The 21,333-nt window shown below is 39.0% G+C and carries 18 protein-coding genes and 1 tRNA gene; 13 read left to right on the top strand and 6 right to left on the bottom strand.

Going from position 1 to position 21,333, the window contains the following annotated elements:
- Complete coding sequence (locus tag BUR11_RS11335; RefSeq protein WP_074224922.1) at positions 1–1,455, top strand: HAMP domain-containing sensor histidine kinase; 1,455 nt, start codon at positions 1–3, stop codon at positions 1,453–1,455.
- Here the strand turns inward: BUR11_RS11335 and BUR11_RS11330 are convergent.
- The 4 genes from BUR11_RS11330 to BUR11_RS11315 are packed head-to-tail and all read right to left on the bottom strand — an operon-like array spanning position 1,452 to position 3,905.
- Complete coding sequence (locus BUR11_RS11330) at positions 1,452–1,910, bottom strand: hypothetical protein (RefSeq protein ID WP_074224921.1); 459 nt, start codon at positions 1,908–1,910, stop codon at positions 1,452–1,454. The genes BUR11_RS11335 and BUR11_RS11330 overlap by 4 nt on opposite strands.
- On the bottom strand, positions 1,907–2,548 hold the full coding sequence (locus BUR11_RS11325) for a Crp/Fnr family transcriptional regulator (protein ID WP_074224920.1): 642 nt from the start codon (positions 2,546–2,548) through the stop codon (positions 1,907–1,909). The genes BUR11_RS11330 and BUR11_RS11325 overlap by 4 nt, the downstream gene beginning before the upstream one ends.
- Positions 2,545–3,450, bottom strand: coding sequence for a hypothetical protein (locus BUR11_RS11320; protein WP_074224919.1), 906 nt, complete (start codon positions 3,448–3,450; stop codon positions 2,545–2,547). Before BUR11_RS11320 ends, BUR11_RS11325 begins: the two co-directional genes overlap by 4 nt.
- A gap of 5 nt (positions 3,451–3,455) precedes the next feature.
- Positions 3,456–3,905, bottom strand: a complete 450-nt coding sequence (locus tag BUR11_RS11315) for a DM13 domain-containing protein (protein ID WP_074224918.1) — start codon at positions 3,903–3,905, stop codon at positions 3,456–3,458.
- Positions 3,906–4,026: 121 nt separating this feature from the next.
- On the opposite strand from BUR11_RS11315, the gene BUR11_RS11310 reads away from it, so the two are divergent.
- The 12 genes from BUR11_RS11310 (at position 4,027) to BUR11_RS11255 (ending at position 19,661) form a co-directional block, all read left to right on the top strand.
- Positions 4,027–4,317 (top strand): hypothetical protein, encoded by a 291-nt coding sequence (locus BUR11_RS11310; RefSeq protein WP_074224917.1) that lies wholly within the window; start codon positions 4,027–4,029, stop codon positions 4,315–4,317.
- A gap of 137 nt (positions 4,318–4,454) precedes the next feature.
- Entirely contained in the window at positions 4,455–4,676 is a 222-nt protein-coding gene (locus BUR11_RS11305; RefSeq protein WP_074224916.1) for a hypothetical protein, read from the top strand.
- Between the two features lie 69 nt (positions 4,677–4,745).
- Positions 4,746–4,820, top strand: a tRNA-Pro gene (locus BUR11_RS11300).
- Between the two features lie 42 nt (positions 4,821–4,862).
- Positions 4,863–5,108, top strand: a complete 246-nt coding sequence (locus tag BUR11_RS11295; protein ID WP_074224915.1) for a GIY-YIG nuclease family protein — start codon at positions 4,863–4,865, stop codon at positions 5,106–5,108.
- Between the two features lie 256 nt (positions 5,109–5,364).
- On the top strand, positions 5,365–5,931 hold the full coding sequence (locus BUR11_RS11290; protein ID WP_074224914.1) for an RNA polymerase sigma factor: 567 nt from the start codon (positions 5,365–5,367) through the stop codon (positions 5,929–5,931).
- Between the two features lie 129 nt (positions 5,932–6,060).
- The gene (locus tag BUR11_RS11285) at positions 6,061–7,158 is read left to right on the top strand and encodes a FecR family protein (protein ID WP_159439221.1); all 1,098 of its coding nucleotides are present in this window, start codon (positions 6,061–6,063) and stop codon (positions 7,156–7,158) included.
- 148 nt (positions 7,159–7,306) lie between these two features.
- A complete protein-coding gene (locus BUR11_RS11280) occupies positions 7,307–10,684 on the top strand; it encodes a SusC/RagA family TonB-linked outer membrane protein (RefSeq protein ID WP_074224912.1) in 3,378 nt (1,125 codons plus the stop codon).
- An 18-nt stretch (positions 10,685–10,702) separates the two neighbouring features.
- A complete protein-coding gene (locus BUR11_RS11275) occupies positions 10,703–12,289 on the top strand; it encodes a RagB/SusD family nutrient uptake outer membrane protein (protein WP_074224911.1) in 1,587 nt (528 codons plus the stop codon).
- Positions 12,290–12,544: 255 nt separating this feature from the next.
- Positions 12,545–14,347, top strand: coding sequence for a 3-keto-disaccharide hydrolase (locus BUR11_RS11270; protein WP_074224910.1), 1,803 nt, complete (start codon positions 12,545–12,547; stop codon positions 14,345–14,347).
- 22 nt (positions 14,348–14,369) lie between these two features.
- Positions 14,370–16,277, top strand: coding sequence for a c-type cytochrome (locus tag BUR11_RS11265; RefSeq protein WP_074225219.1), 1,908 nt, complete (start codon positions 14,370–14,372; stop codon positions 16,275–16,277).
- A gap of 145 nt (positions 16,278–16,422) precedes the next feature.
- Positions 16,423–17,913 (top strand): sulfatase family protein, encoded by a 1,491-nt coding sequence (locus BUR11_RS11260; RefSeq protein WP_074224909.1) that lies wholly within the window; start codon positions 16,423–16,425, stop codon positions 17,911–17,913.
- A 77-nt stretch (positions 17,914–17,990) separates the two neighbouring features.
- Positions 17,991–19,661 (top strand): FAD-dependent oxidoreductase, encoded by a 1,671-nt coding sequence (locus BUR11_RS11255; RefSeq protein ID WP_407640229.1) that lies wholly within the window; start codon positions 17,991–17,993, stop codon positions 19,659–19,661.
- Between the two features lie 38 nt (positions 19,662–19,699).
- On the opposite strand, the gene BUR11_RS11250 is transcribed toward BUR11_RS11255, so the two are convergent.
- Both BUR11_RS11250 and BUR11_RS11245 read right to left on the bottom strand, forming a co-directional pair.
- Positions 19,700–20,287: a hypothetical protein gene (locus BUR11_RS11250; protein WP_074224907.1), complete on the bottom strand. Its 588-nt coding sequence runs from the start codon at positions 20,285–20,287 to the stop codon at positions 19,700–19,702.
- A 58-nt stretch (positions 20,288–20,345) separates the two neighbouring features.
- Complete coding sequence (locus BUR11_RS11245) at positions 20,346–21,332, bottom strand: hypothetical protein (protein ID WP_074224906.1); 987 nt, start codon at positions 21,330–21,332, stop codon at positions 20,346–20,348.
- Position 21,333: the final 1 nt, after the last annotated feature.

The following is a 21,333-nucleotide window of genomic DNA, read 5'->3' as shown; positions in this document are numbered from 1 at the left end:
ATGAAAAGTTTATTCTGGAGGATTTCATTAAGTTTTGCCCTCGTACTACTGATCGTAGGTTGTTCTTATGTGTTGATTACCGCGAATACTGCCCAACGGTATTTTCAAGAAACCACACAGCGGTTAAATGCTTCGGTTGCGGATTATATGATTGAGGAGGTGAATCCTTTTCAAGATGGTCAAGTGAATAAGGAGGCTTTGGGAACGATTATGCATTCTATGATGGCAGTAAATCCTGGAATTGAAGTATATCTACTGGATCCCACCGGTGAAATTCTATCATTTGTCGTGTTGGATAAGCTGGTAAAATTGAAAAAAGTGGATATAAACCCAGTGAAGGAATTCATTTCAACCAAAGGAGAGGAATTTGTGATGGGAGACGATCCAAGGAATCCAGGTGAAAAATCCGTGTTTTCAGCAACTGCAGTTTATGAGGAAGGGAAGCTGTTGGGTTATGTATACATTACATTGGCAAGTGAAAAATATGAGACAATTGCAGCAAGCTTATTGGGCAGTTATTGGATGCAATTGACGTTCGAGTCCATATTGATTACCATGGTAGTTGCCCTGTTGATTGGATTGGTATTATTTGGATTATTGACCAGACACTTGAGGAAAATTGTTTATACGGTGGAACAGTTCAAAGACGGGAATCTACATGCCCGTGTGCCAAAAGCTAAAACTGATTCAGAATTAGCTGTATTGGGAGAGACCTTTAATCATATGGCAGATACCATCTTGGGAAATATTGAAGAGTTGGAAAAAGTAGATAGTTTAAGGAGAGAACTGATTGCGAACGTATCTCATGATTTGAGGAATCCTTTGGCAATCATCAATGGGTACATTGAGACTTTACAGATTAAAGGAGAAAGCATTTCATCGGAAGAAAGAGAAAAATACCTGAAAATAATCGGAGCCTCTACCGATAAACTTTCTCAGTTGGTTTCTGATTTATTTGACTTGTCCAAACTAGAATCAGGCCAGATGACATTGAAATTGGAGCGGATGAAAATTCAGGAGCTATTATATGACTCTTCTTTAAAATATGAGCTACTCGCTCAGTCCAAGGATATCAAAATCAAAACCCAAATATGTCAAAACTTGCCGCTTGTCAAGGCAGACCTGTACTTGATGGATCGGGTGATTCAGAATTTGTTGGACAATGCCGTAAAATATACTCCAGAAAAAGGGGAGATTTTAATTGATGCCTGCGAGTCTGAGGGAGGAGTAAGTATCAAAATAAGAAATTCAGGTTCAGGAATTCCACAAAAAGACCTAGACTCGATTTTTGACCGGTATTACATGATTGATAAGGAGAGAAAAGGGGTTGAGGGCTCTGGATTGGGATTGGCCATCGTAAAAAGAATATTGGAAGTGCATGGAGCAGAAATAGAGATTGCCTCTGATTCTGTCTCCTACACTGAATTTGGTTTTGATCTTCCTGCAGAGGCCTAATTTAAATCCCCATATCCAAAAGGTATTCCTGCAGCTCCACACCAAATAATTCCATAATTAAATTTAGACTCAGGTAAACTTGGAAGGGGAAAGAAGTGTTCTCCGGATTCATTGACCACACTGACCAATTGGAAAGTTCCTGATTCTGATAGGCTGAGCTGCTTGCTTGTTGACAAGTAAACCGTAACGGTGCCGGTATAAAATTCTGACATAAAATCTTCCCCTAAGTGCAGAAAATAATTGCCCGCTTCATCGAAAACCAGATCGATGCTTCCCTTGGTATTTGTACCGCTTTGGGCCATAAGGCTTCCACCTTTGATTGATTCTACTTTCCCTTTGACTTTCACTTTATTTTCTGGACCGGGAAGGATGGGGTCCATTTCCTCTGAAGTGGAGGAGCAAGAATAGAAAGAAAGGATTAGGATATAGAATAGGACGTGTTGAAGGAGTCTCATACTGTTGTGGGTTTAAATGCTTGAATATTTCTAAATAAAAATCGATTTCTGCTGTAGTTGATCAAACCGCTTCTTTTCAAATGGGAAAGTGTTTTGGAGACCATTTGTCTACTGGTGTCTGCCAGAAAAGCGATCTCTTCATGTGTTAAATTGATCTTAAGTAGGGTTTCATCCCCGAATCTCCTTCCTTTTTTTATCGCTAAATCATATAAGGAGTATTTGATACGATCTTCGGCTTCTGAAACTAGAAACCTAGCGTGGCGGATTCCCATTCGTTTATTGAGCTCCAATAGCTGACAAGTGAGTTCCTGGTTTAATTCTGATAAAGAGAAATTTTGGACAGGTAATTTTTGAACAAGAGTGTCTTCTTCCATGACCCAGGCTGAAGTGAGATTGGTGGTTTCTTGGTTGGGGGCCCCATCTCCAAAAAAATCTCCAGGCAAAACAATTCTCAGAATGGTTTGAGATCCGTTCGGAAGTAGTTGCTGAAGTTTAACAGCCCCTTTTTTAAGAAGATAAAAGCCTTCGGAAAGCGCTCCTTGACGGAAAATGAGATCTCCCTTTCTAAAGATTTTAAAATCTGAACATGTACTCGATTTTGGTTCGTTGTAATCTTGGATAGTCAGTATAGGATTCATTGTTGTTTGGGTTTTACATGGTAATAAAGTCCGAAACCCAGGACTCCCGAGGAGTACAGGTTTTTTCTGGAAAAGATCCAGTCGTTAAAGTTTCGGTAGTTTAGGGTAAGGTGAATATCACGGAAGACTGGAACGCTTGCACCAAAACTATAGCTGGTGAATTCGGTGCCATCACCTCGAACAAAATCAGAGACAGTAGTTACTTCTTTGATAGACTTTAGCGCATTGATTTTAGCATTCACCCATACAATCCCGGCAATTTGGTAGCCTAATTCTGCGCCAAACCCTACCTGGTCAGAAAATTGAATGTCATTATAGTGGGTTCGATAATTATAGGTACCAAATAGACTTCCGTATAAAGGTGTGTTAGGTAGTGCAAATGAACTTGCCAAAGTACCCCATACATTGAACTCTCCGTCTCCTGAGGGAAGGTTGATTTCTTCAAAATCATTAACCTTACTTTTTGCGATATGATTCGCTCTTCCTATGGGGATCTCAGGTGTTATGGAAATACTTAAGGGGAGGTATTTTTTGAGTAGGGCATGTTTCAATTCCACTTTTATATCTCCCAATCCACTTACGGTTTCCGTAGTTTCGAAACCATTCCAAGTTTGTAATGGCCAATTCGCAATGATGGTAAATTGATCCGTTACCCCATACTCACCATATAAAACCAAGGATTGTTGCGAAAATTGATTGGTTTCAAGTTTCTCCCCACCCAATGTATAATAATCACGGGAAACCAAGGATTGATAGCTAAGCTGATAAAAGCCTTCTTTTTTTCCTTTTGTCCATCCACTTTGAGTGAATCCTTCATTTGAGATTAGTAAGCAAATCAACCCGAGGAAAAATGCCCCGAGATGACCTGACTTACCAATCCAATTACTTGACGGTTTCAACATGATAATTAATTAAGCGGAGCATTACCAAAAGGAATTCCAACTGATCCACACCATAGAATAACATGGGTGTACTTATCTGTGGAGACTCCAGAGGGGATCAAGAAGTAATTAGTTCCTGCATTTCTGACTACTCCCATCGCCAATAAATCAGGATTTCCATTTCCAGGATCTGCCATAAATGTATCCGAGGTAGAAAGAAATACGGTAACAGTTCCTGTTGCTAAAGCAGTATTGAAACTACTTCCGAATTGAAGGAATTGATGGCCTTCTGAGTCTACGCCAAGGGAGGCAGATCCAGTTGATCCAGCACCGTTTTGATCCATAAAATCCCCCATCCTTAGGACATTAAAGGAGCCTTGGGGTAAAGTCGGGTCAATGATAGTAGGCTCAGGATCGTCTGAACAAGCGACTAGGCCCAGAAAAGTGAAGTAAAAAAGGATCATGATTTTTTTCATGGTATTATTGGTTTTGTGATAATCAAAGTTGGGTTCAGGTTATCACAAAAAAATCACGGAAGAATAAAGCTTTTGTCGCAAAAATGGGCTTGATTTGAGGTAGAACGATTATATCATCATCATGAATCAACTAGATATTGAGCAATTTTTGGCTTTAACGTCACCTAAAGAGCACTTTTCAGCCGAGTTGAAAGCCTTATATTTTGACATGAAGGGAGATTGGCAAGCCGCACATGATTTAGTAGATCAATTGCCAGGAAAGTCCGCTGCAAGGGTTCACGCTTATTTACATAGAAAGGAGGGGGACCAATGGAATGCAGATTATTGGTATAGAAGAGCAGGAGAATCCAGACCATCTATTTCATTGGAAAAAGAATGGGGCATGCTTCTGGAGCGTTTTTGGGAGGATTAATTGGATTAAATTAGGAAGACTATAAATCTTCTAAGTATTTAGTGCTATTTAGCAGGTTTTTAGTTGAAAAATACCCAATACTGGGTATTTTTTGAAAGTATTGAGAGTAGTAATTTTAGAAAATTAAATTTTCTGATATGAAATTCTTTTACTTAGCCTCAAGCCCAAATTCAGAAGGTGAATTTGAAATACATGATCGTGAATGTGAATTTATTCCGGATTTGCATGAAAGAGAATATTTAGGTCCTTATAATAATGGCAAAGAAGCTATGCGGAAGGCATTGGATTTAAATCCAAAAGCAACTGTTTGTGAAAAATGTGGAACGTCCGCTTTTCATGGGATTTTTTCTGATAAGTAAGTTTTTAGCTATATTTTTTTGAAATCCTGCTTTATAAAATCATCTAAACTTGTAAATTCGGGCCTGTTTCGGGGTGTGGCGCAGTCCGGTTAGCGTACACGTCTGGGGGGCGTGGGGTCGTGGGTTCAAATCCCGCCACCCCGACAATCATAGAGCAGTTCTTCGGAACTGTTTTTTTTTTGAGTAATGGAGTTTAAAGTCTATATCCTTTTTTCAACTAAGCTTGGTAAATACTATGAGGGTCAAACCTCGGACTTAACGAAGCGTTTGGAGCGTCATAATCAAGGGAGGGAGCGATTTACACGGACGGGTACTCCTTGGGAGTTAATTTACTCCAAACCCTGTGTCTCCAGAGGTAAAGCAATGGTCTTGGAGAAACGATTCAGAGGTAGAATTTCAGAAGACCTATCTATTTGTGAATTAATACTTTAGTAGGCTTGAAACCTTATATTTTCCAATCATATAAATTCAAATTTATTAATGATTAAGTATAATTGAATTCATTTTTGGTGAAATACGATAGCAAATTTTATTATTGCATTGATTAGCCAATTAAATATGCTTTTTTCTTGTATTATTTTTCTTGATACAAAATTGTAAAAGCAGGTTCTGATCAAACATTATTTTGCTGTTTAATTATTTTTTTAAAAAATTGAAGTTTTAAATTAAACCCAAGAAAACCAGATTGATGAAAAGTCTTGCATCTAGTCAAGATACAATTGATGAGTTGAATTGCTGGAATAAGTTGAAAGAAGGGGAAAGGCCCGCTTTGGAATTTATTTACAGAAAACACATCAATGATCTATTTAATTTTGGATGTTCCCTATTACCAGATCCTGATCAGGTGAGAGATTTTATTCAAGAGATCTTTATTGATCTTTGGAAATACCACGCCAATCTCCAAAGCACGGATAACGTAAAACTCTACCTTTTTAAATGCTTATCGAATAAGATTTATTCATTGGCAAAAGACGAAGCAAAACGCAAGGCAATCTTTGAGGGGCATTTAGAGCAGATGGATTATGTGTTAGATAGCCCAGAGAATCAGTTGATTAAGATGAAGAGGGATGAAGATTTAAGGGCTAAACTTTCTAATGCATTGGTTGGACTTCCCATGAGACAGAAAGAGGTAATTAATTACCTATTTTTTGAGCAGCTTAGTTATGAACAAACCTCCAAACAAATGAATATTAATTTAAAGTCGGTTTATACCCTTGCTTGGAAGGCTATTTCGAGTTTAAAAAAATCGTTTTGACCGAATATTATTTTTAAAATCGAATTATCATTTATAGAATATTTTTTATTTAAGAATAGTTGAAAAAAAGTTCAATTTCGAAGGATAACTTTTAGCAAGTCCGCACTTATCTATATGAACGCGGAATTTATGAGTAAATCAGAATACAGAACAGAAGATTTTGTTTTAGACCCTGAGTTTCGGAAATGGGTGTTGGCCAATGACCTGGAATCCAAACTCTACTGGGAGGAATTTTTAAGATTAAATAAAAACAAGGTCGAAGAAATTGAAAAAGCCAGAAAAATCATTATTAATCTTTCTAAAAAGGAATTCCATCTGGATGAAGTCCAGCAGGATTCACTTTGGAATCAAATAAATTCCAAGATTGACCGTCAGGAAGCAATAAAGAAAGAAACAAAGGTAGTGTCTTTGGATAGTTGGTCAGCCATTCAGCATCATAAAGAAAAATTGGAGTCCAAAAGGAGGGAAAAGTTAAAAATGACACTTGTTTTTTCCGCAGCATCTGTAGCAGTTCTTTCTCTAATTTTATGGTTTAATTTTTATCAGCTTCAACAAGAAAAAGCAATACCGCCTGTAGAATACGAGACAATTGAAGCACTTGCGGGAGTGAAATCCAGTATTTCATTACCCGACGGAACGATCGTGACTTTAAACTCCAAAAGTAAAGTAACCTACGCAAAACCATTTAATGGGAAGGTTAGAGAAATTGTCTTGGAAGGAGAAGCATATTTTGATGTTGCAAAAGATACCCTAAGACCCTTCATAGTCAAGACCGGTCCGGTAAGCACCCAAGCACTAGGGACAGAATTTAATATTCAAGCCTATCCTGAATCCCCCATTTCCATTTCATTGATAGAAGGCGCCGTATTAGTGTTCAACGAGGAAGTGGTAGGTTTAAGTGAAAAGTTAATTCCGGGAGAGGGGATTTTGGCGAGTCTTGACAACAAGTTATGGCAAAAGGACCGATTTGATCTGGAAACTACCTTGGCCTGGATGAATAAGACCCTGATTTTTAAGAACACACCTTTCAAGGAGACTATTCATTCTCTTGAAAAATGGTATGGGGTGGAATTCAAAATCACTGGAAAAATGCCTGAGGATGTTTATATCACTGGCAAGTTTAAAGATGAATCCTTAAAAAATATCCTTGAGGGAATTAGCTATTCGACCAAGTACAGCTATTCCATTGAGGGGAAAACTGTCAATTTAAATTTAACCCAATATTAAAGCCTATGGATAAAAACTCACTTTTCTAAGTACAAGGGCTGAAGGTGCGCCAACACCTCCAGCTTGAAACGGTCTGAAAGTAATTGTTAGTCTCTTTCAGCACCAAATGATTACACTATTCTTCACAGTATAAACACGTAGTAAAGTTATGAAAAAAGTCATACTCTTACATGCATTGGCTATGTCCAAAAGAATATTCTATATTTTCTTAATTCAATGCTTGTCTATGAGTCTGCTCTTCGCCAATAATGGCAATGCACAGATAAAAAAAATAGACGAAGTACAGATCAATTTAAACCTTGCCAATTTATCTATTGTGCAAGCGTTTTCAACTATTGAATCTGAATCCGGTTTCAACTTTGTTTACACCAATAAAGAGTTGAAAAATATACCGGTAGTTTCAATTCAATCTAATAAATCAGTTTATGATGTTCTTGTTGAATTATCTGTTCAAACTGGTTTGCAGTTCAAACAAGTAAATAATAACATCCATGTTAGGAAAGGAAATAGCTCTAATCTAGAGAAGCCAGTTTCCATTCAAGAAAAAGTTCAAGAAACGGTTTCTGGAGTTATCTTAGATGACACCAATTCTCCACTTCCTGGAGTATCTGTAATTGAAAAAGGGACATCCAATGGTGTCGTAACAGATTTAGATGGAAAATTCACACTTACGGTAAATTCCGAAGAGTCAGTATTGATTTTTAGTTTTATAGGCATGCAAACGATTGAGTTGCCTGTTGGAGATAGAAGAACCTTTAATCTTACGATGACTCCAGATGAAACATCTCTTGATGAAGTAATTGTGGTTGGTTATGGTACAGTTAAAAAATCAGATCTTACCGGTTCAGTGGGAGTAGTTGGAAGTGAGGAACTTCTAAAAGCTCCTATCAACAATGCTTTACAAGGCCTTAAAGGTAAAGTAGCTGGAGTTAATGTTTTCTTGAACTCTGGATCTCCTTCATCAAGCCCAAGAGTGTTAATTCGGGGTTTGGGTACCATTAATTCATCTTCTCAGCCGCTTTATGTGGTTGATGGGGTTGTGATGGAAAATATTGAGTTTCTAAATCCAAACGATATTGAAAGTATGGAGGTGCTTAAGGATGCATCTTCAACGGCAATTTATGGTGCAAGAGGAGCTAATGGTGTGATTATGGTTAGTACCAAAAGAGGAGCTAAAACCTTGGGCACTAGCGTGGGGTATGATGGTTTTTTTAGTATTGGCGTACTTCCGAAAAAATTAGACGTTCTGAATGCAGAAGAATTTATGGAAGTTTTGGAGCGTGGGTTTGCTAACCATAGCAAATACAGACCCAACTCACCAATTCCTGCATTTACCAAAAACGATCCCAATCTTTTTGATGCGAATGGTAACCCATTATACGATACAGATTGGCAAGAAGAAGCAACTAGAACTGCTATTTCACATAACCATCAATTATCCTTTCAATCAAAAGCTGAGAAATCATCTTTTGGAGCCTTTCTTAATTATGCAGATATGGAAGGGATTATGTTGAATAATTACCTAAAGCGGATCAATGGTAAATTTGCGTTTGACGCTCAACCTAAAGAATGGTTGTCTATAGGGATTAATTTATTGGCAAATACCACCAATGAAAATGTATTTGAGGAAAGCGGAGGCCATCAAATGCCAAGGAGATCCATGATCGAGATGCCAGCTATTTTTCCTGTACAATTTCCAGATGGGACTTATAGTAATTCCAGCATGGTGTCAGACCCATATGGTTTAGAGGCAATTCCAAACCCAGTTCATGTACTAAAAACTCAAGATAGGTTAAGAAAGAGAACCAAATTATTTGGGAACTTTTATACCACATTCCATATCCTTCCGGGTTTAGATCTACGTTCTCAAATTGGTTTTGATAAGAATGACTATAACGAGCAGATTTACAGCCCTACGGATTTAATCAATATTTCTTCTCCAAATGGTTATGCTTACTTAGCAAATAATAGAAGTTTATATTGGCAACAAGAAAACTACTTAACCTATACAAAGGAGTTTGGCGACCATTCAATCAATGCAATGGCTGGTTTGAGTTGGCAAAAAAGAACCTCTGAATTCTTTAATGTGAGTGCAAGAGGCTTTTCTGATGATACTTTCACCTTCAACAGAATCCAGGCTGCAAGTCAACCCGGTACTCCCAATTCAGGATATGATGAATGGAGCATGAACTCTTATTTCTTAAGAGGTAACTATAATTTCAAAGACAAGTACCTAGTAACTTTCACTGGTAGAGTAGATGGTTCTTCCCGATTTGGCGATAATAATAAATATGGTGTTTTCCCTTCTGTAGGGGTAGGTTACGTTCTTTCAAACGAGCCGTTTATGCAAGGCTTGGCAAATTCCATTGATGAATTAAAAATAAGATCTAGTTTCGGTGTAACAGGAAATACAGAGATTCCAACTTACCAATCCTTAGGAACTATTTCAGCTGGGACCACTTTGCTGAATGGAACAAGAGCTCCAATAAGTTATGTAAACCGACTTCCAAACCCAGATTTGGAATGGGAAAAAACAAATCAGTTTGATGTTGGCTTTGACTTGGCTGTCTTAAACAGAGCTTTGGTATTTAGTTTTGATTATTATTATAAGATTACCAATGACCTGTTGTTGGATAGACCAGTTCCATCATCTTCTGGTTTTGCAGCCGTAAGGGATAATATAGGATCTGTGTCAAACAGAGGTGTAGAGGTTTTGGTAAAAGCATTTCCAATCACAACCAATGATTTCAGCTGGGAGTCAAATCTAAATTTCTCCTACAATAAAAATAGAATTGAAAAACTTGGAGAAAATGATGAAGATATTTTCCCAGGTCCTTATTGGGTGTCAGGTTCTCAGACCATATTGAGAGTTGGCGAGCCTTTAAGTTCATTCTGGGGATTTGAAAGATTAGGTACTTGGGGTACTGATGAGGCAGCAGAGGCAGCAGAGGTAGGTGCTATTCCAGGTGAAGCCAAAAGAAGTGCTGAAAGAAAGATCATTGGAAACGGTCTTCCGAAATGGACCGGAAGCTTTATAAACAATTTTTATTATAAAAACTTTGATTTGACATTGGATGTGCAGTTTGTTGCAGGTGTAGATATTCTACAACAGTTCTTCCATTCAACACAGGACAGAACAGGTTTTGCCAGTGGGTTAAGCGATGTTTTATATGATGCTTGGACTGAGGATAATCAAAATACCATGGTTCAGCAAATTCGTAACGGACCTTATTCAGGTCAAAATAGTGAAGTGGATTCTCAATGGGTTACAGATGGATCTTACATCAGAGGTAATTTGATTTCTCTTGGTTATACCTTTAACGATTTAATTGCAAAGAATAAGGGATTCAATAAACTAAGAGTTTATGCAAATGTTCAAAATGCATTTTTGATTCACTCTAAGGATTTTAAAGGTTATGATCCTGAATCTTCATCATGGGAAGGGAATCAATGGGGACAGAATATATTCTTTTTCCAATACCCTAGACCAAGAACATTTACTGTTGGTTTAAGTCTTCAATTTTAATCCTAAAGAAAACTTCTAATGAAAAAGATACATATATTATTTATTGGACTATTGATTTTCACGGCTTCTTGTGAGGGTTTCTTGGAAGAAAAGCCAAAGGACGAAGTAGCTTCTAATCAATATTTTAGTAGACCTGAACATGCAAGAGATGCTGTGAATGCCCTATATAGAAGAGGTGCTATGCAGATGTATGAAACAGGAGTTTATTCTGGAGCAAGAATAATGTTTGGTCCATATCTTTCTGGATTCGTGGATAACGATTATAAAGGACAGGAATTCCATGTCCAAAGAGGGCAGACCATGACTTTCGATGGATTGAATTTGTCTGATTATTTCAATTCTATGTGGTCAGATATTTATAATGGAATATCTAGAGCTAATAATGCGATAAAGTATATCCCTACCACCCCTGGGTTGTCTTCAGCAGATGCTGAGAGATACATGGCTGAAGCAAAGTTCTTCAGGGCTTTGAATTATTATTATTTGGTAAGGATGTTTGGGGATGTTCCTTTGATCACAGAACCTTATGAAAGTCTTGAGAATCTATTTGTAGAAAGAACTCCTGCAGCCCAGATTTATGATTTAATTGTAGATGATTTAAATTCGGCGATCCAAGGAGGAGGGTTGTCAAACCAATCTATGTCAAATAATTCAGGACGAATTTCAACCACTGTAGCGCAAACAGTTCTTGCAGAAGTTTACTTAACAATGAGTGGTGCTGCTATAGGAGAAGACAATTATGCAGAATCTGCCGCTACTGCCAGAGAAATTATTAATTCCGGAATTTATTCATTGGCTCAACACTCATTATCAGAAGATGGTGAAATTGTACCAAATGGTTCTGCATATAACAAACTGAAATCCAGTGTTTCAATTCCAGAGGAGTATATCTATTATTATGAGTTTGATGAAACAATTGCAAATAATGGGTATCCTGCGATTTGTTATCCAGTTACCATAGCTCCAGAATTGGCTTATGCGATTACCAATAATGCTTATGGTCCCACTCCACCATTGTTGAATTCCTATGATCATGAAAACGACCTTAGAGTTCAGGAGAAACAATATTTCCATTCATCAATTACAATTGATGGAGAGGAGATAGAGTTTGCTACCTCACCTTATATGTGGGTCGATGAAGAAGCTGCAAGTTCTACAGCGCTATCTAGTAAAGATAAAGTAATTTACTCTTATGCTGATGTATTGTTGATTGCTGCTGAATCTATTGCGAAGTCTGAGGGTGTAACAGCAGAAGCAGTTGACTACTTAGCTCAAATTAGAGAAAGAGCGTATTGGAATACGGATCCTTCAGAGATTAGAAATCAATTGGCAAGCTTGTCTACAGAACAGTTTGTTGAGGAAGTTTGGAAAGAAAGAGTTCGCGAACTTGTATTTGAATTTCCGATTTGGTTTGATGTGATGAGAACTAGAAAAATGCCAAGCCCTTCAAATGATGGTTCTGGAAACATCGATTTTATTGATGCAGTTGGGTCTTCCAACTTTTTCAACGGACCTATCCGAGAAGCGAATATGTTATTCCCATTACCCGAACAAGAGTTACAAAGAAATCCATCATTAACTCAAAATCCTGGATACGCTAATTAATTTATTCACCTGGGCAGTTTTAAAAATTGCCCAGGTGAATCTTTTTTGAATAAATAAATGCTTTGTTTCCAATATTTAAGACGAAGTAAAAAGGTAAATTTCTTTTGAATTCATTCGATTCAGAGAAATTGATCCCGTATCTTTCGTGTTGAAAAATTCAAGGATAAAGCTTTTTTAGACTTAATAGTCCATTTGTCAAAATGCTAAGCAAGTAAGTTCCTGAGAATATAACATTTCAATCAATTTTATTAACCTATGCTTTTGAATCCCAGATTACTTGGGTTAGGAATAGCTTTGACTATTTCAGCTCCAGTTGTAACAGCACAGGCGCAAACTGTATCCAAACTCACCTTGGATTCCTTTACTAACAATAAGGGAAGTTGGTCAGAAGTTGGAAGTGTTTGGTCTGACCTTGCTCCAAACAGTCATCAATTGATTTCTGAAGGGGAAGGTACCATTCTGTTTAACGCACCTACTAAGAAAAAACCAGGCGCAGACATCATTTCTTCGGAGAAATTTGGAGATGTAGAACTAAAATTAGTTTATATGATGGCCGAAGGTTCTAATTCAGGACTTTACCTTCAAGGTCAGTATGAAATCCAATTATTGGATAGCTGGCTAGAAAAAAGCCCGAAGGCTGGAAGTAACGGTGGAGTATATGAGCGATGGGACGATTCAAAACCAGATGGCCAAAAAGGTTATCAAGGATATGCTCCTAGACAAAATGTAAGTAAGGCTCCGGGAGTTTGGCAAACCTTAGAAGTAGGTTTTGAAGCTCCGAAGTTTTCTGCAAATGGAGAGAAAATCCAAAATGCAAAATTCAGATACATTCGATTAAATGGAGTGACCATCCATGAAAACCTAGAGCTCTTTGGACCAACTAGAGGTGCATTAGCAGGAGGAGAAGTTGCAGAAGGTCCAATTAGAATCCAGGGAGATCATGGGGCCGTAGCCATCCAATCCCTTGAAGTAAAAAGGTTGGATATGTCTTCCCCAGAGATTAAAACCATCAATTATTCGGTTTTCCCGGGTGTTTATAATGAACTTCCTTCAACCTCCAGTTTGAAATCTGCGAATGCTGGAAGTGTGAAATCATTCGACGAATTTAAAACTGGTGTTACTGGTTCAAGTTTGACGAAATTTGAAGGAACATTAGCTATCAAAGAGGCAGGTAATTATACCTTGGATTTAGAGGTTCCCAGAGGTCTAGGAGCTTTGGTAATTGGGGACAATTCCGCATCTGTAGAATTAAAGCAAGGAAGAGTTCGTGTAGAGAAAGCGTTATCGGCAGGAACTGTACCTTATACCCTATGGGTTTCCAAGCCAAGAGATTGGACCGCTCAAGGGTTCAACCTAACCGCAAATGCGGAAGGTATGTGGCCAGTAGTTTTGAGTGAACCAGCGCTTGCTTATAATAATTCTGTGGATCCTATTTGGGTAAAAACAGATGAAACCCCAGTCTTGAGAAGCTTCGTAGAGCTTCCAAACAGAACGAAATTATCCCATGCTGTTTCTGTGTCTTCTGAGTACGGTACCCACTTTACCTACGACTTAGAAAGCAATCAACTTATTCGAGTATGGAGAGGGGAATTTTTAGATGCTACTCCCATGTGGCATAGTAGAGGGAATGGCGTTTCTAGACCCTTAGGTACTACTGTGGAATTGAGCTTGGGTAGCCCACTATTGTTAACCAATTCCTTCACAAAACCTGAAGAAGAATTGAAAAGTGTTGGGTATCAGGTATTGGGTACTGGAGATATGATCTTCAATGCCAAAACCTCCAATGGAGGAGAAATGAAAGACCATATTCAATTGATGTCTTCAGGTAAAGGAATCACCAGAACAATCCAATTGTCTGGAGCAGGATCTTATATGATCAAGGTGCTTCCCGGTAGCTCTTTGAAGAAAGTATCCAAGACCTTATATCTAATTGAAGATACTGGAGCATACTTAGAAGTATTAACCGATGGGGTAACACCTCAACTAGGTAGTTCAGAAGAAGGAGAAGGTGTTTTTCTTCCTCTAAATTCAAATTTGAGCTATGTTATTTTATTCTAAATCAGGCCAAAAGATGAAAAAGATGAATTTAAAAAGATGGATCTTGGCCGCAATGAGTGTGGCGTGTATTAACACCACTTTTGCTCAGGAATCGCCAAAAGAAGAAGATTATTTTAAGATAACAAGAGTACCGGCACCAGAAGGTTTGCTTTTGGAAGTGGGTGGCTTGACCATGTTGCCAAATGGTAATTTAGGGGTATCTACCAGAAGAGGAGATGTATTTGTGGTAGAAAACCCTACTTCTTCCAGACCGTATTTCAGAAAATTTGCTTCAGGCTTACATGAAGCCCTGGGTTTACATTATGAGGATGGGGCATTCTACGCGGTTCAGCGTGGTGAGTTGACCAAAATGGTAGATACCAACGGGGATGATCAAGCGGATGTATACGAAACCGTAGCAGCCTGGCCTTTATCAGCCCATTACCACGAATATAGCTTTGGGCCAAAAGTGGCTGCTGATGGTTCTTTTATAGTCACTACGAATGTGGCTTTTGGAGATCAGGAATGGTGGAGAGGTGAAAGCCGAGTTCCATACCGTGGCTGGACTTTGAAAGTTCATAGAGATGGAACTATCGAACCATATGCTACAGGAATGAGATCTCCTGCAGGTGTAAACGTCTTGAATGGGGATGTGTTCTATACTGAAAATCAAGGTGATTACCAGGGGTCTGGGGGCTTGTGGCATTTGGAGAAAGGTGATTTCTCAGGACACCCAGCAGGTTTAAGATGGTCTGGGTTGCCAAATTCTCCTATAGCTATTACTTCTGAAGAATTTGATAAAGTAGTGGATCCTCAAAAAGTGAAGGATGAAAATGGAAGATATATCAAGCCTGAAAATGTGGTGGATGATAACTTTGTGACCTTATACGAAGCAAAGAAGTCCTTGCCGGCAATCAAGCTTCCAGCGGTGTGGTTCCCTTATGGAGTTCATGGAATTTCCACTTCAGAACCAATTCTTATACCTGAGGGCTTCTATGGTCCATTTGCAGGTCAATTACTGGTAGGTGATCAAGGCCAAAGTAAGATCATGAGGGTAGTGCTGGAGAAAGTAAAAGGAGAGTACCAAGGTGCTTCCATTGATTTTAGAAATGGATTCCAGTCTGGAGTTTTAAGAATGGCTTTTGCAGATGATCAGTCCTTATTCGTGGGTGAGACCAACAGAGGATGGGGTTCAGCCGGAGATGCCAATGAAGGGTTGCAGCGATTGGTATGGAATAGAGAACTTCCTTTTGAAATGAGAACAGTCAAAGCAAAAGTCGATGGCTTTGAAATCGAATTTACCAAACCGGTAAATAAGGAGTCTGCTGAAGATTTAAGTTCTTATGAAGTAAGCAGCTATACCTATAAATACCATCCAGTTTACGGAAGTCCTCCAGTAAGAAACATGGAGCATGAGATCTTGGGTGTTGAAGTGTCTGAAGATGGAATGAAAGTGAGAATTGCGGTAAAGGATATGAAGCAATATCACGTTCATAAAATCAGTTTGCCAGGCATAAGAGAAGCAAGTGATTCGCATGAATTGATTCACCCAGATGCTTATTATACCTTAAATAATATTCCGGATGGCACTAAAATGGTCATCAAGCCTAAGCCTGTTCCAGTGGTAGAAGAGAAGGCAGCTCCAAAAAAAGAAACTCCAGCTCCTGCTAAAGTAGTGGCTGCAGCAGAAGCGATTCCTACTGAAGCTGAAATCAAGACATTATTGGCAAAAAATACCTGTACCGCTTGTCATGCTGCAGATAAAAAAGTAGTAGGTCCTGCTTTTAAAGATGTGGCAGAAAGAGGGTATACCCCAGAGCAAATCGTTGAATTAATCTATAATCCAAAACCTGAAAACTGGCCTGGATATGCAACTCCAATGGCTCCAATGCCTCAGGTGAAGAGAGAAGATGCATTGAAGATTGCGAGATGGATTAATTCCTTAAAATAATAATGGTAGAAATAATTGAGTTTTAAATCGGAAACCGAGATTCTAGTAGAGTCTCGGTTTTTTTGGTTAATAAAATGGGGAAGAGCAGGATAGGTGGTAAAAATGAAATGCTAATATGCATCTTGTAAACTCTTAAAAGCCCAAAATGATGCGTCTATCTCTTCTTATTTTTGGATTGATTTTATCCTTTGCCTTACAGGCTAAAACCATCACGCTAGACTCCCTGTCAAAAGAACAGTCTAAGAAACCCAATGTGATATTTATTTTGGCAGATCAATGGAGGGCTCAGGAATTAGGATATGCAGGAAGTGAAAATGTGATCACTCCTAATTTGGATGCTTTAGCCGAAGAGAGCTTGGTATTTCACAATGCAGTTTCCGTCAGTCCGGTGTGTACTCCCTGGAGAGCCAGTTTCATGACAGGGCAATATCCTTTGACCAATGGGATTTTTTACAATGATAAGCCCTTGCCTACGGAAGCATTAACTGCCGGGAAAATATACAAAGAGGAGGGGTATCATACAGGCTATATAGGTAAATGGCATTTGAATGGGCATCCAAGAGGAGCAGATTCATTTGCTTCCAGAGATTTGCCAGTTCCAAAAGAAAGAAGACAAGGATTTGATTATTGGAAAGTCAGAGAAGTGACCCACAATTATAACAACAGTTTTTATTTTGATGAAAACAATGAAAAGCACTTCTGGGAAGGATATGATGTGTTTCCCCAAACGGATAGTGCCATCAGTTTCATAAATAAGAATACGGATCATCCATTTTTCCTCATGTTGTCCTATGGTCCGCCTCATGACCCTTATTTCTCTGCTCCCGAAGAGTTTAAGAAATTGTATCATGAAGATCAGATTAAACTAAGACCAAACGTGCCGGAGGAGTTGCAGGATAGTGCCAGGCATGTTTTGGCGGGATATTATGCCCATTGCACCGCGTTAGATAAAGCCATAGGGGATTTGCTTTCCGCTCTGGATGAGGCAGGACTTAAGGATAATACCATTTTGGTTTTTTCTTCTGAGCATGGAGATATGTTGCTTTCCAAAGGGGTACTGAAAAAACAACGTCCTTGGGATGAGTCTATTAAAGTTCCATTGCTGATACGATATCCGGATAGGTATGGAAATTCCCGAAAGGATATCTATGACCCGATCAATACTCCGGATTTGTTGCCTACCCTGTTGGGGATGAGCAAAATTGAAATTCCGAATACCATGGAAGGAACCAATTTCTCTAAGCAACTGAAAATGGAAAAGGATTTAGGAAATGAAGCGGCGTTGGTCATGTTGCCCGTACCGTTTCACGAATGGAAATTCATGAATGGTGGCCGGGAATACCGAGGAATTAGAACCAGAAGATATACCTATGTCAAAGACCTTTTGGGGCCTTGGTTACTTTATGATAATGAAAAAGACCCTTATCAAATGAATAATTTGGTAGGGAAGGAGGAATTCAGACAGCTGCAGGAGGAATTAGAGCAAATCTTACAGGCAAAACTAACCAAAACAAATGATGCGTTTTTGCCTGCTGACCGATACATGGAAATGTGGAACTATCTCTATGATCACCCAGGAGGCAGAAGTGATAGCACACGTTTGGAGAATTATTTACAAATCAATAGAAACGATTAATTCATAGACAAAACTAGATTTAGCTACTGTAGGTAGTCTTTACTTGCCTAAGTCCTTATGTTAATTTTTAATCGTTTATGATGTCTCGAAACTTCATTCTATTCCTTTTGATTGTTGTTTTTTTCGCCTGTACTGAAGGGCGAAAGGAAAAGGTCTCTTCTACTATATATGCTGCTGATGTCATTATTTATGGAGGAACCTCTGCAGCGATAACAGCTGCTGTACAGGTTAAGAAAATGGGTAAATCGGTAATGGTGGTTTCTCCTGATCAGCATTTGGGAGGGTTGTCTGCAGGAGGGCTTGGTTATACAGATACCGGTAATAAATCCGTGATTGGTGGATTGGCCCGAGATTTTTATAGTAGGGTTTATGCACATTACCAGCAAGATTCAGCTTGGAAATGGCAAGCGCGAGAGGAGTATGGGAATAAAGGGCAGGGAACCCCAGCGATTGATGGAGATGCGAGAACGATGTGGATTTTTGAACCCCATGTGGCCGAACAGATTTTTGAAGACTATGTCAACGAATTTCAAATTCAAGTATATAGAAATGAATGGCTTGATCGAAATCAGGGAGTGGTTTTGGATGCAGGGGAAATTAAGTCCCTAAGAACCCTTACAGGAAAAATCTTTGAAGGGCAGGTTTTTATTGATGCAACATACGAAGGCGATTTAATGGCTGCCTCAGGAGTTTCGTATCATATCGGGAGGGAATCCAATGAAGTTTATGATGAAACCTGGAATGGAGTGCAAGCAGGAGTCTATCAGCATGGGCATTACTTCAAAGATTCAATTAGTGCTTATCAAGTGCCCGGTGATCCATCAAGCGGGTTGTTGCCGGAACTATCAAATACTCCACCGGGTGAAAATGGACAAGGTGATTCCAAATTACAGGCATATAATTATAGAATGTGTTTAAGCCGTCATCCGGAAAACCGAGTAGCATTTGAAATGCCTGAAAATTACAACCCCGCTCGATATGAATTATTGGCGAGAGTTTATGAATCAGGTTGGGATGAGACCTTTCAGAAGTATGATCCTATTCCCAATTTAAAAACTGATACCAATAATCATGGTCCTTTCAGTACGGATTACATCGGTAAAAATTATAACTATCCTGAAGCAAGTTATGAGGAGCGAAAGGCTATTTTAAAAGATCATATAGATTACCAAAAAGGATTGATGTATTTCCTGGCGAATGATCCCAGTGTCCCAGATGAGGTGCGAAATGAAATGGCACAATGGGGATTAGCCAAGGACGAATTTCAGGATAATGGAAATTGGCCGCATCAGATTTATGTGCGTGAGGCTAGAAGGATGGTAGGAGATTATGTAATGACCGAACATGAAGTTTTAGGAAACAGAGAGGTGCCTAATCCAATTGGAATGGGTTCTTATTCACTGGATTCCCATAATGTTCAAAGGTTTGTGACCCCAGGGGGATATGTTCAGAATGAAGGAGATATTGGCGTTCACCCTAAGCAGCCCTATAGCATTTCATACGGTACCCTGGTGCCTCGAAAATCAGAGTGCACCAATTTGTTGGTGCCTGTTTGTGTTTCTAGTTCCCATACAGCTTTTGGGTCCATCCGAATGGAGCCTGTATTTATGATATTAGGACAATCAGCTGCTGCAGCCGCCGCTTTGGCCATAAACACAGATCTCCCTGTTCAAGATATTGATTATCAAGAGCTCCGAGAGATTCTGTTAAATGAGAAGCAGATACTGGAATTGGAAGGAAAGTTGTAATCCCCACCAAGTTCTATTGGGAATGTCTTCCTGGGATTTTAATTTCTCGGTGGAGTAATCATAATATGGGCACGGTGTGTTCCTGGATCCATGATCCAAGGCATACCAGGAGCACTGGGTTTTAATGGCAAACCGGTAGATTCGGAAGTTGCCCAAGGCAAATAAACCACATAACGAAGATAGGTGTCCGAGACTTCTCCCGTGGCCGGTGAATAATTCTCTTCATCTGCCGTCAAAACGTAAAGAGTAGCTCCATCTTTTGGCATTTTGAGTTTGCCACTTTTGGCTTCCGCTTCTCTGGTATCAAAAATTTCCTGAAAGGATTTTCCTTCTTTTTTAAGTTCCCTTCCTCTTACCATAAATGGCTCTAGATCATTTTGGTAGCTGGCCACACTAAAACCAGGAGAATTTGGGTCATCCGCAATACAAATCATTTCGTTGCTCCCTTTTCTCAAAACCGTAAAAGTGCCATTGGTATCGTAACCATAGACAGTTGCCTCCGCTCTTTTTTCTTCAGGAGCCGCCAAGACAGCTGTTTTTATTTGGACTTCTTTGGAAGGAATATCCTGGGAGAATCCCTTGATAAAGATCAATACCAGGAAGGTGGTGAATAGAGACGTTTTCATAGATCGGTTAATTGGGTTTCTTCAATTTACGATTTATTTATTCATTTTACTCTTGCTCTTAATATTCGTACACATTCACCACGTAAAACTCACGTGAGGCTTCTCCATTCCGAAGCTTGTATTGGATTTGCCTGGTTTTACCAGTAGGAGTCCAGTTTTCACCATCCAATTGATAAGTAGGAAACCTTCTGATCAGAGAGGTTTCAACAATGGCAAATTCATCCATTCCTCTAAATCCTTCTTTTTGTTCTTCGGTCAATTCAGGCATACTTATTCTGCTCATGGACTTTCCATTATTCACAGAATAACCAATTAAAGAAGCCTTCATCTCTAGACCATAAGTATTAAAATAAACCAGGACTTCAGGCCAGCCATCACTGTTCAAATCCTCAATTTCAGACTTGATATACCCTCCATCAATTTGGTGATTTACCTTGCTGTTGTCTATTTCCAACCCGCGAGGGCTGATTTCCAAAATGGTATAAGGATTTTGTTCTGTGGCTTTGATTTCGAAATCAATCCCTTGAAGGGAAAGTGTTTGGTCAAAAGTGAAGTTTTTGATTTGGCTTTCATCCAAAGGTTCATGAATCCTGGTGTAAATATTCTTTAAACTAGCCCCTCCATTACAAAAAAAGTGAAGCGTCTCATCTGCTTCTGGCGAATCTCCTTCAATCCAAAGGCTATCCCCTTTGACTTTGAAAAGGATGGTTGCATCCATAAAGCTAGTCACTAATGTTTGTTCATCGAGTGGGTCCAATTGGGTTGCCCAACGACAGCTGGGACGTTTTAAATCTGATCTAGAGCTTATTTCCGCTAATAATTCACCCAATTCATTTTGGAGAATTCGTACTACCGTCCAATCGTATCCGTCTTCTCTGTTTTTATATTCTTCAGTAACAAAATCACCTATGAAGCTTTCAGATGAATGTTCTATCGTATTTTCAATTTCATCTTCTTCAGATAAGTTGGAAGTTGGGGTAGAGGTTGAACATGCAAACCCAAAAAATAAAAAACTTGCTAAAAGTAAGTAATAGACCTTCTTCATA

Source organism: Algoriphagus halophilus, from assembly GCF_900129785.1.
In the GTDB taxonomy this organism is placed as follows: domain Bacteria; phylum Bacteroidota; class Bacteroidia; order Cytophagales; family Cyclobacteriaceae; genus Algoriphagus; species Algoriphagus halophilus.
The sequence above is the reverse complement of the archived record's forward strand: the minus strand, read 5'-3'. Positions and strand labels throughout refer to the sequence as shown.

Excerpts from the sequence above, each read along its gene's own strand:
- BUR11_RS11335 (WP_074224922.1), top strand. The coding sequence starts at position 1 with ATGAAAAGTTTATTCTGGAGGATTTCATTAAGTTTTGCCCTCGTACTA.
- BUR11_RS11330 (WP_074224921.1), bottom strand. The coding sequence starts at position 1,910 with ATGAGACTCCTTCAACACGTCCTATTCTATATCCTAATCCTTTCTTTC.
- BUR11_RS11325 (WP_074224920.1), bottom strand. The coding sequence starts at position 2,548 with ATGAATCCTATACTGACTATCCAAGATTACAACGAACCAAAATCGAGT.
- BUR11_RS11320 (WP_074224919.1), bottom strand. The coding sequence starts at position 3,450 with ATGTTGAAACCGTCAAGTAATTGGATTGGTAAGTCAGGTCATCTCGGG.
- BUR11_RS11315 (WP_074224918.1), bottom strand. The coding sequence starts at position 3,905 with ATGAAAAAAATCATGATCCTTTTTTACTTCACTTTTCTGGGCCTAGTC.
- BUR11_RS11310 (WP_074224917.1), top strand. The coding sequence starts at position 4,027 with ATGAATCAACTAGATATTGAGCAATTTTTGGCTTTAACGTCACCTAAA.
- BUR11_RS11305 (WP_074224916.1), top strand. The coding sequence starts at position 4,455 with ATGAAATTCTTTTACTTAGCCTCAAGCCCAAATTCAGAAGGTGAATTT.
- BUR11_RS11295 (WP_074224915.1), top strand. The coding sequence starts at position 4,863 with ATGGAGTTTAAAGTCTATATCCTTTTTTCAACTAAGCTTGGTAAATAC.
- BUR11_RS11290 (WP_074224914.1), top strand. The coding sequence starts at position 5,365 with ATGAAAAGTCTTGCATCTAGTCAAGATACAATTGATGAGTTGAATTGC.
- BUR11_RS11285 (WP_159439221.1), top strand. The coding sequence starts at position 6,061 with ATGAGTAAATCAGAATACAGAACAGAAGATTTTGTTTTAGACCCTGAG.
- BUR11_RS11280 (WP_074224912.1), top strand. The coding sequence starts at position 7,307 with ATGAAAAAAGTCATACTCTTACATGCATTGGCTATGTCCAAAAGAATA.
- BUR11_RS11275 (WP_074224911.1), top strand. The coding sequence starts at position 10,703 with ATGAAAAAGATACATATATTATTTATTGGACTATTGATTTTCACGGCT.
- BUR11_RS11270 (WP_074224910.1), top strand. The coding sequence starts at position 12,545 with ATGCTTTTGAATCCCAGATTACTTGGGTTAGGAATAGCTTTGACTATT.
- BUR11_RS11265 (WP_074225219.1), top strand. The coding sequence starts at position 14,370 with ATGAATTTAAAAAGATGGATCTTGGCCGCAATGAGTGTGGCGTGTATT.
- BUR11_RS11260 (WP_074224909.1), top strand. The coding sequence starts at position 16,423 with ATGATGCGTCTATCTCTTCTTATTTTTGGATTGATTTTATCCTTTGCC.
- BUR11_RS11255 (WP_407640229.1), top strand. The coding sequence starts at position 17,991 with ATGATGTCTCGAAACTTCATTCTATTCCTTTTGATTGTTGTTTTTTTC.
- BUR11_RS11250 (WP_074224907.1), bottom strand. The coding sequence starts at position 20,287 with ATGAAAACGTCTCTATTCACCACCTTCCTGGTATTGATCTTTATCAAG.
- BUR11_RS11245 (WP_074224906.1), bottom strand. The coding sequence starts at position 21,332 with ATGAAGAAGGTCTATTACTTACTTTTAGCAAGTTTTTTATTTTTTGGG.